This is a genomic window from Paracoccus sp. C2R09 (genome assembly GCF_018860625.1).
Classification (GTDB): domain Bacteria; phylum Pseudomonadota; class Alphaproteobacteria; order Rhodobacterales; family Rhodobacteraceae; genus Paracoccus.
This window is the reverse complement of record NZ_JAHKQB010000015.1, coordinates 1-16562: the sequence shown is the minus strand read 5'-3', so window position 1 is coordinate 16562 and position 16562 is coordinate 1. Positions and strand designations below refer to the sequence as shown.

The window sequence follows — 16562 nt, the reverse complement described above, 5'->3', positions numbered from 1 at the left end:
ACCCGCAGGGGGCAGGTCAATCCCTGTGTCGCCTAGCTCAGCCTACAGCAACTTTTGACACTATACACGTTCTGTAAAGAGTAGTGGTGCGAGCTACCCGCGCCCAAGCCGCGCAAACTCTAGGTACAGTGACAGACGTGGCCGCCATGGTGAGTTCGGATCAGTGCCAGGGTGGCCTTTGGAAATGACAAGACGACGATAAGCGTACCATTCGACCCAGATGCAATAGACCATCCAGCACAGGGCCATTGGGAACAGACAAGCTGAGCCTACCCACGCGAGCAATTCGTGTGTCGGTGCGGTCTCGATAGGAGCGAAGCTCTCGTACTTTACCAAGCCGGCCAGGAAACACATTGCCACGAGCAGGTAAATTTTCCCGGCAAAACGCGATCGGCGGCTTGCGCGCTCCCAGATCCGCTCCAGTTCTATCTGCTTGGTGGCGTTGGGGAACGAAAACTGTGGCATGTCATTCTCGCATCAAGTCGACCCAATGGGCGACTTCGGGAATTTCTAGACGCTGTCCATTCCGCAACGCCGTTTGCCATCGGGCGATGATCTTCTGGTGCGCCGATACAGGCAGTACGGTCTGAGTGGACTTAAGGTATGCGCTGAGTTCTGCTGCAAACTTTGCCACTGCTTCGGCGTCATGGCCTTCAACCGGCAAGCCCTCGCCAAACAAAACCCAGTGGAGGTTCAGCTGGTGAACCTCCCGCAGGCGCCGCAACTTGTCAGCTGTCAGGCTACGCGTGCCTTTTTCATAGTGAAAGTAAGACCGAGGCGAGACACCGATGGTTTGAGCAAACTTGGCCTGTGTCATCGCCAATCCAACCCGAATTATTGCGAGTCGGGATCCGATCGCTTCATCGCTCGCAGGGTCTGGTTCCGTATGGCCGGGTGATGTGCTGAACATAGGTCTCTTAGCAGCTTTCATGCAATGTGCCGGACTTTCCGCTCTTCACTGCGGGTACGGCGAAGCCTTGCACAATTGTGCAGTTGTGGGCCGCCTTGGGCAATAAAAATGTTGCTTAGTTCAAAATACAGGTGCTAGCGTTCCGGTGAATGTTCCACACTTCTGGTTGGATTTCGGTCAAGATGTTGAGGTCAGGATCTGTCATCGATCTAGAGCAGCATGACGCGATCAAGCGGCGGCTCAGGCAGAGGGCGATCACACTCAGTGACATCGCCAAAGAAGCGGGGTGTGGTCTCAGCATGGTGTCGATGGTTTCGCAAGGCCACCGGTCGAGCAGGACCATTGAGGCTCTAATCGCATCCAAACTGGGCGAAGCGCCTGAGACGCTTTGGCCAGCGCGGTACCAACGAAGCGAATGCCAGGAAGGGAGAACATCATGATTGGTAAATAACAACGACCTCGAAAGCTTTCGCTCACGAGGCCGCTGAATCTGTCGAATTGTGGTAGGTCCGACCGGCTCAGCTTCCCCCTCAGAAGATCGAAAGTCAAGTCCGAACACCGCCTCTGGCGGTGTGAGGTCCCTTTTTGTTCTCATACAGGAGAAGCGCCCTTGGGCGAATGGTCGTGAATGGCCATTCGCAGGGCCAACCAGCCATGAGCAATCTGTCTGAACCTGCGTTTACTCGCCCGTTACCCAGCAAGGCTTCGCGCAAACCGTCCCCGCGATCCAAGGCCAGCAGCCGCGGACATGTCATTGGCAGTGGCCTACCCTCAGAATCTTCGCCGCGCCTGCGGTACTTTGAAAGCAAGCGCGAGCAGGATGTGCTTTATCTGCTCCTGGCGCGTCCCGATGTTGTCGATGTCTGGGATCAACCGCCACCCGTACCCTATTGCGATGCCAGTGGCCGCAAGCGCACCCATACCTTCGATTTTCTGATCACCCTGACCGATGGCAAACGCATCGCCATCGCAGTGAAACCCTACGCCATCGCCGAGCGGCAGAACTTTCGCCAGGCGCTGGAATGCATTCGCGCGGCTACTCCGCTCAGCTTCGCCAATGAGATCGTGCTGATTACCGAGAGGTCCTACTGCCCGTCTGCAGCGAGAAACGCCCAGAAGCTGCATGATTTCCGGCGAGCACCAGATCCCGAAGCTGACGGCTCTATCGAAGCACTGGTGCGGGGCCTCAACGGTCCGACAACCATCGCCGAGCTGGTTGAAGCGTCGGGGCTTGGTGGCCGGGCGTTCCGTGCTGCGTTCAGGGCCATCTATGATGGTATCCTGCGAACCCTCGAGCCTGGCGACATTCTTCCCGCGACCCGTATTGTTCCTACGGCAGTACAATGAACTATATTTATCGCGTCTCTGAGACGGATTGCCTCGAGATCGCCGGATCGAAACATCGGCTCATTCGGTCGGACAAAACCGGCTCGGTCTGGTCGAGGTTGGATGATGACAATGTCCGCCTTTCTTTTACGGGTGAGGAGCTGCTTCGATTGCTTGCGGCTCCTGATACCCGTCTGAAGCGCGGCCATTTTTCCGATCAATCCGCGTTTCTTCGGCTGCGTTGCGACTATCAATATTTGCAGACATTGCAGCTGGAGAAACAAAGCCGCATTCTCTGGCAATCGAGCTGCGCAAAGCTCTTCCTCGAAGCCGAGGCCCGTGGCGATACAACACGGACGGAAACCAGCGTTCAGGGAATACTGAGAAAACTCGAACAGGATGTGAACGCTGCAGAGCACAGCGGTCAGGATGTAGGACGGACACTTCGGGCCGGTCAGGGCTATGTTACTCGAAAGTTTCCTTGTGCACGTACGCTGCTGGAATGGGTCCGTATGTATGAACGAGCGGGACGTAGTCCGCTCGTCTTTCTGCGCAAACGTCGTTCGAGCCCGTCCCCACGCAAGCTAACGGCCGAAGTAGAATCTTTACTGGCAGAATGTGTTTACTCCTTTCTGGAACGCAACGGACCGCTCCCCGAGGAAATCGTAAGGCAAGTTAGGGAGCGATTTGAGGTTGAGAATACCAAGCGGGCGGGTGCTGGTTTGCCGTGCCTTCCAGTTCCCTCCGCTCGCACCGTTCGACGTCGGATCGAGGCACTGGATCCTTTTGAGGTGGTCGTCCAACGTAAGGGTATAGAGGCAGCCCGCAGGAAGTTCGGCTCCTACGAAGAGGGCCTTCCGGCCGATTACCCGCTACAGCGTGTCGAGATGGACGAATGGCAGATCGATCTTGCCACGTTACTCGGTGACAGCGGGGCCCTGGATGGTCTGCCACCTGAGGATCGCGCGAAGTTTGAGGTGGGCCGGCGCTGGATCTACGTGGCGATCGATTGCGCCACCCGCTGTATCCTGGGTTTCCGGATCGTCGTGACGCCCAATTCCCAGGACGCGATCCGCACGCTTAACCTGATCATCCAGGACAAGACCCCGATCGCCGAGGCGGCCGGCTGCGAAAGCCGATGGGATCAGTCGGGCGGGATCGGTGTTCTCGTGACCGATCAGGGCTCTGCTTTCGCCGCCGAGGTGTTCCGCATGGCGGTGGCCGATATGGGCGCCACCTACGAGGCCCCACCGGCGGGTGTGCCGAAACTCCGGGCCCGCATCGAGCGGATCTTCCGCACCTTCGGCCAGCAGCTTGCTCCGATGCTGATCGGTCGGACCTTCTCCAACCCGATCGAGCGCGGCGATTATCCATCCGAACAATGGGCCGCACTGACCGATGACGAGCTCGCAGAAATCTTCACGCTTTTCATCGTCGATATCTACCACAACACGCCGCATGCCGGCCTGAAGGGCGAGACCCCGGCCAATGCCTGGAAGCGCCTCTCGGCCGAGCAGGGCGTGACCCCGCCGCCCGATGCCAATCAGCGCCGCGTGGTCTTCGGAATACCGCTGACCCGAAAGCTCGATCGGCATGGCGTGAGGGTGTTCGGGATCAATTATACCTGCCCGAAGCTGCAGGAAGTCCTGATGCGTAGTGGCGGGGGCGATATTCCCATCCGCCTCGATCCGGACGACCTGACCCATGTATCGGTCTGCCTCGGGCATGAATGGCACTCCGCACAGGCTGTGCCTCGGGCGGTCCACGGGCTTTCACTCGACGAGTGGCAGACCATCGTGCGTGACCTGCGCACACGGTTCAGGGAGCAGGCGATACTCTCCGAGGACATTGTGCGCGAAGCCCGCAAGAAAATCCGGGCGATCGACGCACGAGCCCGGCAATTGCGGCGTATCCAGCCACAGCATTGGACCGCGGAGGCATTGGACCGCGCAGAGAGCAGGCTGTTCCTGGGTCTGCGCTTCGGGACCGAAGGATCGGCAGCCTCCGGCGATCTGGAACAGCCGGAAGGTCGCAAGCGTCCGAACCCTGACGATCTGCTGGGTGACGTGATCGAGCCGCCCAACGCGCCCAAATCGCCGAACAATGGCGGGCTGGCATCTTCCGCATCCGCACCAACAGCCAACGATGATGACGATTGGAGCTTCGATGACTGATCGTGTCGCGGCCAACACTCCACAGCGTATCGCCACGCTGCAGCGCATGTTCTCGAAAAACCGCACCCACCGCAAACTCGAGGAGCGCTTTCTCAACCTCCTGGAGCGACGGAGGGTCGAGCTCCAAGCCGGCATGATCGCTGAAGCTCGCTGTATTGCGCTGATCGGTGCCTCGGGCAGCGGCAAGACCAGGGCGGCCGAACATCTTTTCGCCACCCAGCCCGATCTCGTTCTACACAATTGCGACAGTTCGCGATTGGATATCGCCAGCTTCCAGGTACCTTCTCCGGCGACCTTGAAGTTCGTGGGTCAGACGGCCCTGGAGACGCTCGGCTACGAGCTTCGTCGAGACAGATCCGCCCAGATCATCTGGAGCATGGTCAAAGCGCACCTGCAAGCGCGTCGAACAATGTTCCTGCATATCGATGAGGCGCAGGATCTCATGCGGCATCAAACGCCGAGGGAGCTGAATGCCGTCGTCAGCACGTTGAAGTCGCTTCTTCAGCACAAGTCCTGGCCGGTGGGGCTGCTCCTTACCGGTACTGCCGAACTGAAAACCCTGATCAACCACGATCCGCAGCTGGCACGGCGGGTTTTTCCGATCGAGGTCGCTCGGCTGAACATCCTTGTGGATAGTGACCGCATCCTCAAGGCCATCGCTCACTATGCCAAGGCCGCCGGGATTGCCGTTTCTGCCGATACCCTGAATCCCGACCTTGCTGCACGGCTGGTCCATGCGGCCGATCGCGAGTTCGGCCTGATGAACGAGATGATCATTCAATCCCTGGAAGAAGCTATGATAACGGGCGACGAGGAGGTCCGACGGGAGCATTTCACGTCGATGTTTCGCAAGCGAGCGGGCTGCGTGGACGGGTTAAACGTCTTCGTCGACGACGATTTCGAACGGATCGACGTTCGACGCCTTCTGGATCACGGGGATGATGCATGAGCGTCGGAAAACTGGCCCTGAGGCATGTTCCCATGCCTCGGGAGACACCGACCTCGCTCGTGTCGCGTCTGGCCGTGCGCAATCTGTGTCCGACAGCCAGTGACTTCTGCCTCGATGTCGGCCTTGATTGGAGGGCCGTCATCAGGGGTGCTGCTGGTGAAATCGACCGGCTTGCGGGCTTGGCCGGAGCAGATCGTAGCGCGCTTCAGCGCTACGCCCTGCGGACAGTCGGCCCATCGCGCTTTCGGATCGGCCGGGAAACAGGAACGATCGCGACCATTCACAGGTCGCGCACGAAGATCTGCATTGAGTGTGTCGCGGAAAGCATGGGCCGGCATGGCTTTTCCGGAGCGTTTCGTTCCGCCGATTGGCAGCTTGTCTCGATCAGGACCTGCGAGCGGCATGGGATCTGGCTGACCTCGCTGCCCCATGAGAAATTCACCATCGACAACTATGATGTGGCCCGCTGCATCGAGAGGCACGTGACCCTGCTTGATGAAACCGCGACCAATGCCGTTCCCTCTCCGCTTGAAGCGTATTTGAGGGCGCGACTTGATGGCGTCCGATCCGGACCGTGGCTGGACACCTTGCCGCTGCATGTCGTTTCTCGTCTCTGCGAAATGCTGGGCGCTCGTATGGAGTTTGGCCCTTCGGTCCGTGCCTTGGGTCTGACCGAGGACATGCTGCATCGGGCCGGGGGAATTGGCTTCGCAGCGATCAAGGATGGCCCGCAGGCGCTGAGACGCAGCCTCGAAGGTTTGAGAAGCGCGGAGGTCCGCAAGGGCGGTTTCCAGCATGCATCCGACCTGGGCGTCCTCTACCAGTGGCTGTCAGCCAGCCGAGCCTCGAGAGAGTTGCGACCGATCCAGCAGCTTGTTCGCAGCTTCATCGTCGAAAACTATCCCCTCGATCCCGGTCGCGTCATACTGGGACGGGCAATCCAAGAGCCGCAACTCCTCAGCCTCGAACATGTTCGGCAGCGGCTCGAGATGCGCCCAGAACGGGTCATGCGGTTGCTCCGGCAGGCCAGGCTTCACGATGGCGATCTGTCGCGCGGGATCCGCCTGGAGACTGCTTCGCAGCTTAAGGCTTATACACAGCAGTTCGTCACCACGACGGCAGCCGCATCCATCATCGGATGTCATCCAGGTCAGCTTGCACAGCTTCAGAATACCGGGCTGCTTGTCCCACGAGAGATGGAAGAAGGCGTCCATCGCCTGCATCGCGATGACCTCGATGCGTTCGTACGACCGATTGCTGATCTTCCGGAAGTGGCGAAAGCCGGTGCGCTTCGAACGCTCTGGAAAACCTACAACTACGTGAAGTGCTCGATCGCGGACATCTGCCGTCTGCTTCTGGACGGGCAGCTCAAGAGCGCGTGTCGGCTACTGGGGCCACCGAGCCTGTCCACGGTGCTCGTGGATCCGGAAGAGGTGCGACGGCATCTCATCATGGAGGCACCCGACGATCCTTCCGCGAAGGACACCGCCAGAAGGCTGAGAACCAATCAGCAAACCCTGCACCACCTGGCAAGCCAAGGTCTGCTGTGGCTGAACCGGCGGCGGCACCCGGTCACGCGCAGCATCAGGTGGTATGTCGAACGTTGCAGCCTTGAGCAGTTCGAGAAACGTTTCGTCACGGTCGGTATGCTGGCAACAGAGCTGGGCGAACGGCCCGGTCCTCTCGCGAAGCGGTTGGAGGCGCTCGGGGTTGGGCCAATTTACTCGGTGCCGAATGTCAGTCGGATCTATGAGCGACCGGCCCTCGTCGAATCGACCATCGGTTGGTGCGCCGAGGAAGTGCCTTTGGCGGAAGGCCACTGATTGACGACTTGATCAGGATAACCGTTCCTGCGCTGGTCTGTTCATCGAATCCCATCAATGCGACCGAGCCTCCATCGTCGCTGATACCTTATCCGCGACTTCCGTGTGGCAGTTCCAAAGCGACAAGAATTGAATTGGTAAGCTTTACCGGTGATATATACACCAAGCTAATAAACCAGCTGGCGATCAACGTCAGGTAGGGACCAAAAATGACCATCGAAAAGACGCTCTTCGCAGCCGCGGACAAAATGCGCGGGTCCATGGATCCGGGCGAATACAAGCATGTAGCCCTGGGCCTGCTGTTCCTCCGCTACATCGGGGTCGCCTTCCAGCGGAAATACGACGAACTCCTGCCCGAAGGCGTCGATGTGGCCGAGGATGTCGACGAATACCTCGCTGACGGTATCTTCTGGGTGCCCGAGGCAGCGCGGTGGAGCACCTTGGCGGCAAACGCCAAGGACAAGGGCATCGGCGTCAAGGTCGACAACGCCATGCGCGCCATCGAATCCGACAACGAGCAGCTCAAGGGGGCCCTTCCCAAGGTCTTCGGGCGCGAGTCCCTCGATCCGGCCATCGTCACCGGCCTGATCGACCTGTTCTCGAACATCAGGTTCGAAGGAACGCCCAAGGACTTCGATCTGATCGGGCGCATCTACGAATACTTCATTTCTGAGTTTGCCAGCAACGAAGGGAAGCGCGGCGGCGATTTCCATACGCCAAAGCCGGTCGTCGAGCTTATCGTCGACATGATCGAGCCGATGAAAGGCCGTCTGTACGAACCCTGCTGCGGGTCCGGCTCCTTCATGGTTCAATCCGAGCGCTTCCTTGAAAACCACGCCGGTCGCCGCGCCGATCTTGCCGTCTATGGGCAAGAGCGGAACCACACCACCTACGGCCTTGCGCGGATGAACCTCGCCATTCGAGGCATTGTCGCGAACATCCAGTGGAATGCCGAGGGTACGCTGCTGCGCGACGCCTTCCCGGATGAGAAGTTCGACTTCGTCATGGCCAATCCGCCGTTCAACATCTCGGATTGGAACGGTGACATCCTGTCCGAGGACCGGCGCTGGACATACGGCACGCCCCCGGTCGGCAATGCGAACTTCGCCTGGATGCAGCACATCTATGACAAGCTGGGCAGCACGGGTATTGCAGGCGTTGTCATGGCCAACGGCTCCATGTCGTCGACGTCCAGCGGTGAGGGTGATATCCGACGCGCCATGGTCGAGGGCGGAGCAGTGGACGCCATGATCGCCCTTCCCGGGCAGCTTTTCTATGGCACCCAGATCCCGGCCTGCATCTGGATCCTGGCCAAGGACAAGTCGAACGGCATCGCCAAGGATGCCAAGCTGCGCGACCGGCGCGGCGAGGTGCTGTTCATCGACGCCCGCAAGATGGGCGCGCTGGTGCCCGGATCGCGTAAGCAGAAGGAGCTGTCGCGGGACGAAATCGCGCGCATCGCCACTGCCTACCATGCCTGGCGTGGAGAGCGGGACGCAGGCACCTATTCCGACGAGCCCGGCTTCTGCAAGGCGGCCTCCATGGAGGAGATCGCGAAGCACAACTTCGTCCTGAATCCGGGTCGTTATGTCGGCGCCGGTGCAGCCGAGGAGGACGGCGAGCCCTTCGAGGAGAAGTTCGAGCGACTGACTGCGGAGCTCCGAGCACAGTTCGCCGAGGGGCGGCGGCTCGAGAAAGAGATTACGATGCGGTTGGAGAACTTGGAATGAGTGAGTGGCCGCTCGTGCGCTTGGGGAGCGTGACTGATCTTCGTTCTGGCTTCGCTTTTAAGAGTCAACAATGGCGCGAGAGCGGCGTTCCTGTTGTAAAGATTAGGAATGTGAAGCAGGGACGGCTAGATCTCGAAGGATGCTCATACGTGAGCAATGAAGACGCCATCAAGTCAAACTTCATGCTTACACAAGGAGACATTCTGATCGGCCTAACCGGCTACGTAGGTTCGACATGCATCGTAAAGACTAAAGAGCCGTTAGCGCTCAATCAACGTGTAGGTATTTTTCGTCCTGATGCGCGAAAGATACATCCTGCCTTTCTGTACTTTCTCATTGCGGATGAAGATTTCAGGTTGCGAGTGGCTGGCGCAGCTTACGGCTCTGCCCAGCCGAACGTCAGCCCGAGGCAGATACTGGATTTTGAGGTCCAGATACCACCTCTAGGCACGCAGAGGGCCGTCGCAGCGCTGCTCGGCGCCCTCGACGACAAGATCGAGCTGAACCGCCGGATGAGCGCGACGTTGGAGGAGATGGCGCGGGCGCTCTATCGGTCCTGGTTCGTGGATTTCGACCCCGTCCACGCCCGAGCCCTCGGCCAGCCCCCCGCCCACATGGACCCCACGACCGCCGCTCTCTTCCCCGACCGCTTCGGAGAGAACGGATTGCCGAAGGGCTGGGAGATGTCGACTATCGGAAAAGAACTAGAAATCCTCGACTCGAAGCGAGTACCTCTTTCGAAACAGCAACGCCAACAGCGGTCAGGAATTGTTCCATATTATGGCGCAACTTCGGTAATGGACTTTGTCGACCAGCATATCTTTGATGAGGTTCTACTGCTCGTGGGCGAAGATGGTTCGGTTGCAAAGCCGGATGGAAGGCCGTTTACGCAATACATCTGGGGTAAAGCATGGGTGAATAACCATGCCCATGTATTAAAAGGCAAGAAATATTCGGTCGAGCAACTAAAATGCTACTTTGAAACAACCAGTGTCGCTGAGTTCATTACAGGGGCTGTTCAGATGAAGTTGAGCCAGGGGAACATGAAAAAAATTCCGTGGGTCGAAGCTCCGTCGCAAATTCACAATGCATTCGATGCGATAACTTGTTCATGGTTCGACAGGGTCAGGGCCCTTGTTGAAGAAACAAACACCCTCGCCGCTCTGCGGGACGCCCTTCTCCCCCGCCTCATGTCCGGCGAAATCCGCATCCGCGATGCGGAGAAGCAGGTTGATGAGGTGATCTGATGTCTGTGATCCGCCAAGGAGTTCGGCCTTACCTCCGCACCTTGGCAGGGTGGACATGGAACCGTCAGAACGAAGCATTGAAACTCGGGCTCACCTTGCAAGAGGAGACACTGACCGAGATGCTCCTGCTGCGGATCGCGCGCGACTGTGCGCCGCTTGGACTCAAGGTCAGGATGTTCACGCGGGCCCAAGAGAAGTTGAACGGTGCAGACTGGGAGTGGAACTTCAAGAGCGCCCATTGCTCCTTTGCGTTGCGGGTGCAGGCCAAGCGTCTGTACATGAAAGGCCCTAACGCCGGCCGATATGGCGGGTGGAGCCCCTCAGGCGCGCAGGCGACGAAGCTAATTACGGACGCCGGAACGGACTATTTTCCCATCTTCCTCTTCTACAACAACAACAAGGCGTCGTCGCTATTTGACCAAAGGCCCTCCCATGGTTTTCATGGGCCGAGCCAGTGGGGCTGCGCCTTCGCCAATGCTCAGGATATCGAGAAAGCCTCGTCGAACTGGCCCCGCACTATTATCGACAAGATGCACCCGTGGCATGAACTGTTCGATCTCTGCCAGATTGCCGGAACACGAGGGATCCTGCCTTACGGCGCGTCAGACCGAGGGGAAAGCGAAGAAGGTGCCTTGACCACTCCTTCACGGCTCTGGATGCAACCGTTCATCGGCCAAGAAACAGTCGAGCAATACCTCGAAGAAAGAGATCTCGCCGGCGTGGCATATTTCGACGCGACTAGCGCCGACATTGATTGGAGTTGAGAGTAAATGTTTCGTATCGACCGCACGGCTAACCGCCTCAGCAAGCTCGAGCGCACCAGCTTTTCCAAAGTCGGCTTCCGGGAACGGGAGCATCTCCAGGAATGGCTGGCGACCATGCCGGACGCGCTCTGCGAGGCGATGAGCGAGGGCGAAGATGGCCTTCTGATCATCCAGAAGGAGTTCGACGGGTTCGACGGCACCCGGGAACGGCTCGACCTGCTGGCGCTGGATCGGGCTGGGCAGCTCGTCATCATCGAGAACAAGCTGGACGACTCCGGCCGCGACGTTGTCTGGCAGGCCCTGAAATACGCGGCCTACTGCTCGAGCCTGAAAAAGGCGGAGATCGTGGGGATTTTCCAGCTCTACCTCGATCGCCAGGGCGGGGGCGATGCTGCCGGGCTGATCTGCGAATTTCTGGGAGAGGATACGCTGGACGAGGTCGTCCTGAACGACGGCACCAACCAGCGCATCGTGTTCATCGCCGCGAATTTCCGGCGGGAGGTGACCGCGACCGTGCTCTGGCTGCGCGAACATCAGATCGACGCGCGCTGCGTGAAGGTCGTGCCGTATCGCTTCGGCGAGGAAATCTTCGTCGATCTGCAGCAGGTGATCCCTACGCCAGAAGCAGCCGATTACATGATCCGCATGGCCGAAAAAGACAGCGAAGAAAAATCGGCCAAGGGTGCGCAGAGATCGAGCCATCAAATGCGGCTCGAATTCTGGGAGCAAGCTTTGGAAAAGCTGCGCGGCGCAGGCCTGGAGCGGTGGCAAAACATCAGTCCCGGCCGGGATCACTGGCTGACCTCCAGTATCGGTGTCTCCAGTGTCAGTTTGACCCTGATCTTCCTCAAGCACGAGGTGCGCGTTGAGTTTCAACTGAACCGGCCCGATCCTGACGAGAACAAGTGGCTTTTCGATCGGCTGGCCGAGAAAAAGACTGAGTATGAGCAGGCCGTCGGCGAAGAGCTGGAATGGCGTCGTATGGATGACAAGAAGGTCAGCATGGTCGTCTGCAAGACGCCGGTCCAAGGCTACAGCAAGGAAAACTGGCCGGACATGATCGCATGGTTGGTTGATCGCTATCGACAGATGGATTCTGCGTTCTCAGAGCCTGTAAGGAAGCTGGCGGCGCGAATGAAACCGGGCGGCGGACACTGATGGCGTGGAACTCGGAATCCGACCTCGAAGAGTGGATGATGGCAAAGCTGTCGGGGCTGGGCTACGCCATCGGTGCCGGCCCGGAAATCTCGCCCGAGCAGCGTGATCCGGAACGCTGCAGTTTTCACGAGGCGGTGCTAAGGAAGGTCTACGAGCAGGCAGTACGACGCCTTAACCCGGAACTGCCCGAAGGCGCGGTGCAAGAAGTCATCGCACGAGTGACGGACGAAGTTTTCGCCGGTGATCTGATGGCCGAGAACCGCCGTCTGCATGGGCTGATGATCGGCGGTGTTCCCATCACCTATTTCAGCCATGGTGAGGAGCGCCATGAAAGGGCGCGGCTCATCGATTGGAGCAATCAGGACAATGCCTGGCACGCTTTCAACCAGGTCGACATGGTTGGACGAACCCCTCGCGTCCCGGATGTCGTCATCTATCTGAACGGCTTGCCGCTGGTGGTAATCGAGCTGAAGGGGACGGAAGGCGCTGACATCGAGGCAGCCTTCAATCAACTTGAAACCTACAAGTCCGATATACCGAACCTGTTCCGAACCACTGTGTTCTCGGTGATCTCTGACGGTCTGAATGCGCGCTATGGCACGCTTTCCGCAGGGCTGGACCGGTTCATGGCATGGCGAACCGTAGATGGCGACAGGGTCGTATCGGAACGCGAGGGGCTTGCGCTAAGCACCCTTGCCGAAGGACTTCTGAACCCTTCGGTTCTACTCGACATGCTGCGTTGGTTCACCGTCTTCGAGGACGAAGGCAAAGGGCCGATCAAGAAGGCCGCCGGTTATCACCAGTATCACGCGGTACGTAAAGCCATGGCGTCGATCCTTGACGCACGAGGCGACGACGGTAAGGGCGGCGTCATTTGGCATACGCAGGGCTCCGGGAAGTCGCTTCTGATGACTTTCCTGGCCGGCAGGGCAATGCACTTGGCGGAACTGGAGAACCCGACGGTGCTGGTGCTCACTGACCGGAACGACCTGGACAACCAACTCTTTGCGACCTTTGGGAGATGCAAGGATCTGCTTGGTGAGACGCCGGTCCAAGCAGACAGCATCGATGATCTGAAAACGCTGCTCAATCGTCAGGTCGGGGGCATCGTTTTCTCGACCATCCAGAAGTTTCGGCCAGAGCGGGGCCAAGACTTCCCAGAGCTTACCGATCGCTCCAACGTCATTGTCATGGTCGACGAGGCGCACCGTACTCAATACGGGTTTGATGCCAAGATGGACCAGAATACCGGCGAGGTTCGCCGCGGCTTGGCGCATCACCTGCGGACAGCCTTGCCGCAAGCCGTTTACATCGCTTTCACGGGCACTCCGGTTGAACTGGTCGGAGCGAATACGCGATCAGTTTTCGGCGACTATATCGATGTCTACGACATAGCCCAAGCCGTCGAGGACGGTGCGACTGTACCGATCTACTATGAGGGTCGCATTGCCCGTGTAGAGATCGCCGAAGAACTGCGTGATAGCCTAGATCTCGAGTTCGACGAGGCGACCGAGGCCCTTCCAGAGGATGAAGCTGGCGCCATCGCCAAGAAATGGTCACAGATCGAGAAGCTTGTTGGCGCCGGACCACGGCTAGATGCGGTCGTTGCTGATATTCTCGATCACTTCGACGCGCGGCTCGAAGCGATTGACGGCAAAGCGATGATCGTCTGCATGAGCCGCCGGATATGTGTCGAGGTTTACGAACGCATCGTGGCCGCTCGCCCCGATTGGCACTCGGAGACTGACGAGACTGGTGCGGTCAAGGTGGTCATGACCGGCAATGCAACCGACCCGCAGAATTTTCAGCCACATATCCGCAGCAAGACGAAGCTAGAGGCGCTCAGAAAGCGGTACAAGGATACGAGCGATCCGCTGAAGCTGGTGATTGTCCGTGACATGTGGCTGACCGGCTTCGACGCGCCTTGCATGCACACCCTCTATGTCGACAAGCCCATGAAGGGACATGGCCTGATGCAGGCAATTGCCCGGGTCAACCGGGTGTTCACGGGGAAGCCGGCGGGTCTTGTCGTCGATTACATCGGCCTTGCAGCCGACCTGAAGAAAGCTTTGGCTCACTATTCCCAAGGAGATCAGGCACAGACGGGTGTAGATGAGCGCGAGGCCGTTTCGGCTTTCCTGAGTGCTCTTGATGTCGCTCGCGGGCTTTTCCACGGTTTCGATTACTCCCGCGTACTTGGCGGGACTGGGGCCGATCGGATCGAAATACTGCCTGCAGCTGCGAATCATGTTCTTCATCAAGCCCATATCAGCGAGCAAGAGGATCACAGGGATTTCGGCAAGCGGTTCATGGATGCAGTGGCGGCACTTGCCAAAGCCTTCAAGCTGGCTGCAGGATCTCGGGAGGCCAGCGAGAACGCCGAGGAAGTGGCTTTCTTCTTGGCCGTGCGCTCCGCCCTGCAGAAGCTCGACGTCAAGGGCGGGAGTGGACGAAACTCTTCACCGGACTTCGCGATCGAGCAACTGCTGAACCGTGCCGTCGCTTCGACCGAGGTCGTGGACATTCTCGAAGCTTGTGGCTTCGATCGCCCAGATATCAGCGTGCTGTCCGAGGAGTTTCTTCTCGAGATCCAGAGCATGCAGCACAAGAACCTTGCAGTGGAGGCCCTCAAGAAGCTGCTGAACGGAGAGATCAAGGCACGCACACGCGGCAACGTGGTGCAAAACCAGAAGTTCTCGGAGCGGCTTACTTCTGCGATCGCTCGGTATCACAACCGTAGCGTTGATGCCTTCCAGGTCATCCAGGAACTGATCAGGATGGCCAAGGATCTTCGAGCCGAGCCTGAAGACGACATGACAGCTGCCGAAAGGAGCTTCTATGACGCCCTTGCCGAGAACGAAAGCGCCGTGCAGGTCATGGACAATGACAAGCTCAAGGTCATCGCCGCAGAACTTGTGAGGTCCGTTCGAGAGAACTCGGGCGTGGATTGGTGGCAGCGAGATGACGTGCGAGCAAAGATGCGCGTCGCCGTGAAGCGTATCCTGAGGCATTTCGGCTATCCGCCAGATCTTCAGGCCGAAGCGGTCAAGCTGGTGATCAAGCAAGCCGAGGCCATGGCCCGCAGCATGTAGATGCTGCAGGCACCGATAGGCACACCAACGTGGTTTGGCACCGCGCGACGTCTCTGACCTTCTAACGGGCTCTTTGAAGAGGGTGCCAAGCAGCCTCCCGGTGGGGTGTTTTGCTCGCTGAGTGATCGGCACGTATCGCGTCGGCGAAGGAAGCTTTCATTGGCAAACAAGGAAGACGCGGTGTTTTTCGGCAGTGCTAAGTCCTTGTTTTATCGTCAGTGGAAAGGAAGACTTCAGTGGCAATTCACACCGGTATTTCACAGCACATAGTTTGCCCTTCTCGTCAAAGGGCTTGCCTTTTTTGCGCAGATGATGCCGTTCTTCACACGAACAACTATGCCGCTTTGATACGCGGCGTTCGGCGTATTGAACTGCTTCGCAGCCCTTGCCCGGTCGACCCCAGGGATGGCTGAGATTGGCCATCTCCTCGTCGTGACCAGCGGTCCGGGTGCGGCCAAGGCCGATCCGATCGCGAAGCTCGCCCATCGCTGCTTTCACACGATCCCCGAATCCGGCCGCGCAGCAATTCGTGCCGAGATCGCGAACGGCGGAGCAGCCCTCCCGTGAGCGTATCTCATGGCCTATACTGACAGATGCTGCAGTGGGGCCCGGGCGCCTGCCGCGCCGCATAGGTCTTTTCGGACCCCGACATCTCCGGACGCGCCATTCCTTGGCTTCCCTGGGTGCCTGACGCTTTGCGGCCCTTCAGCGCGGCTCCGTATAGCCACACCAGTGAAGGCAGCCTGCTACAACCGTTGCGTCTTTCTGACGTCGTTCCGGGGTAAGGTCCTCATGCACGATATTAAACGCGAACAAACCCGTACCGAGCCGGAGCGGCCTGCACTATCATGTGTGAGGCTCATGCTGCCCTCGGATACCAAATCACGGAACTGCCACGGGCAAGCATTGCAACGCGAGCCGATCTTGTGTGCTGGCAATCGACTCATTGACCGTGATCTCTAGATGCGGGGGTGAAGCTGCTAAAGCAAACAGATCGCATGACATCACCCGCGTCCCGATGCCTGACGCTCAGAGCCCTAGGCACACCTTCTCACCGCGCGCTGCGGATGAGCGCTCCATCACTTTTCTGCCGGCCATGATAGTGTCGAACTGAGCTCGGTTTCGGAATACGCCGTGACGAAGTGGGCAGGCAGCATCGGCGCGGCGCGCAAGCGGCGCAAACCTGATGGGTCGTACGTGACGGCCCAGGGGGAGCCGGCACTGTCTTCACCTGGCCGGTCCTGTCAGGTCACTTAGGCCTTTCTACAATTGCACAGGTCGTGACCGTCATGTTCTGCCAGTGATCAAGAGACAGCCATCAGCCCAGATCACAAGGGGCTCCGATATCCGCTGCGCGACCATGCGGCCTGATGAACTTCAGCCCTGGTT

General features: G+C 58.8%; 12 protein-coding genes. 10 read left to right on the top strand and 2 right to left on the bottom strand.

Annotation, left to right across the window (positions count from 1 at the left end; all coding sequences use genetic code 11):
- Nucleotides 1–466: 466 nt before the first annotated feature.
- A complete protein-coding gene (locus KO490_RS05825) occupies nt 467–910 on the bottom strand; it encodes a helix-turn-helix domain-containing protein (RefSeq protein WP_256447470.1) in 444 nt (147 codons plus the stop codon).
- A 149-nt stretch (nt 911–1059) separates the two neighbouring features.
- Between KO490_RS05825 and KO490_RS16635 the strand changes: the two genes are divergently transcribed.
- From KO490_RS16635 to KO490_RS05775, 10 genes are all read left to right on the top strand, one after another.
- Nucleotides 1060–1350: a helix-turn-helix domain-containing protein gene (locus tag KO490_RS16635; protein WP_216018471.1), complete on the top strand. Its 291-nt coding sequence runs from the start codon at nt 1060–1062 to the stop codon at nt 1348–1350.
- A 214-nt stretch (nt 1351–1564) separates the two neighbouring features.
- Entirely contained in the window at nt 1565–2257 is a 693-nt protein-coding gene (locus tag KO490_RS05815; protein ID WP_216018470.1) for a TnsA endonuclease N-terminal domain-containing protein, read from the top strand.
- Nucleotides 2254–4410, top strand: coding sequence for a Mu transposase C-terminal domain-containing protein (locus KO490_RS05810; protein ID WP_216018469.1), 2157 nt, complete (start codon nt 2254–2256; stop codon nt 4408–4410). Before KO490_RS05815 ends, KO490_RS05810 begins: the two co-directional genes overlap by 4 nt.
- On the top strand, nt 4403–5359 hold the full coding sequence (locus KO490_RS05805; RefSeq protein ID WP_216018468.1) for an ATP-binding protein: 957 nt from the start codon (nt 4403–4405) through the stop codon (nt 5357–5359). The genes KO490_RS05810 and KO490_RS05805 overlap by 8 nt, the downstream gene beginning before the upstream one ends.
- Nucleotides 5356–7182, top strand: a complete 1827-nt coding sequence (locus KO490_RS05800; protein WP_216018467.1) for a TniQ family protein — start codon at nt 5356–5358, stop codon at nt 7180–7182. The genes KO490_RS05805 and KO490_RS05800 overlap by 4 nt, the downstream gene beginning before the upstream one ends.
- Before the next feature lie 209 nt (nt 7183–7391).
- Nucleotides 7392–8912 carry a class I SAM-dependent DNA methyltransferase gene (locus KO490_RS05795; protein WP_216018466.1) on the top strand — a complete coding sequence of 507 codons (1521 nt, stop codon included), beginning with the start codon at nt 7392–7394 and terminating at the stop codon, nt 8910–8912.
- Nucleotides 8909–10159: a restriction endonuclease subunit S gene (locus tag KO490_RS05790; RefSeq protein WP_216018465.1), complete on the top strand. Its 1251-nt coding sequence runs from the start codon at nt 8909–8911 to the stop codon at nt 10157–10159. Before KO490_RS05795 ends, KO490_RS05790 begins: the two co-directional genes overlap by 4 nt.
- A complete protein-coding gene (locus tag KO490_RS05785; RefSeq protein ID WP_216018464.1) occupies nt 10159–10923 on the top strand; it encodes a DUF6615 family protein in 765 nt (254 codons plus the stop codon). Before KO490_RS05790 ends, KO490_RS05785 begins: the two co-directional genes overlap by 1 nt.
- Before the next feature lie 6 nt (nt 10924–10929).
- Nucleotides 10930–12081, top strand: a complete 1152-nt coding sequence (locus tag KO490_RS05780) for a DUF4268 domain-containing protein (protein WP_216018463.1) — start codon at nt 10930–10932, stop codon at nt 12079–12081.
- Nucleotides 12081–15173, top strand: a complete 3093-nt coding sequence (locus KO490_RS05775; protein ID WP_216018462.1) for a type I restriction endonuclease subunit R — start codon at nt 12081–12083, stop codon at nt 15171–15173. Before KO490_RS05780 ends, KO490_RS05775 begins: the two co-directional genes overlap by 1 nt.
- A gap of 156 nt (nt 15174–15329) precedes the next feature.
- Here the strand turns inward: KO490_RS05775 and KO490_RS05770 are convergent, their stop codons facing one another.
- Nucleotides 15330–15659, bottom strand: a complete 330-nt coding sequence (locus tag KO490_RS05770; protein WP_216018461.1) for a hypothetical protein — start codon at nt 15657–15659, stop codon at nt 15330–15332.
- Between the last annotated feature and the right edge of the window lie 903 nt (nt 15660–16562).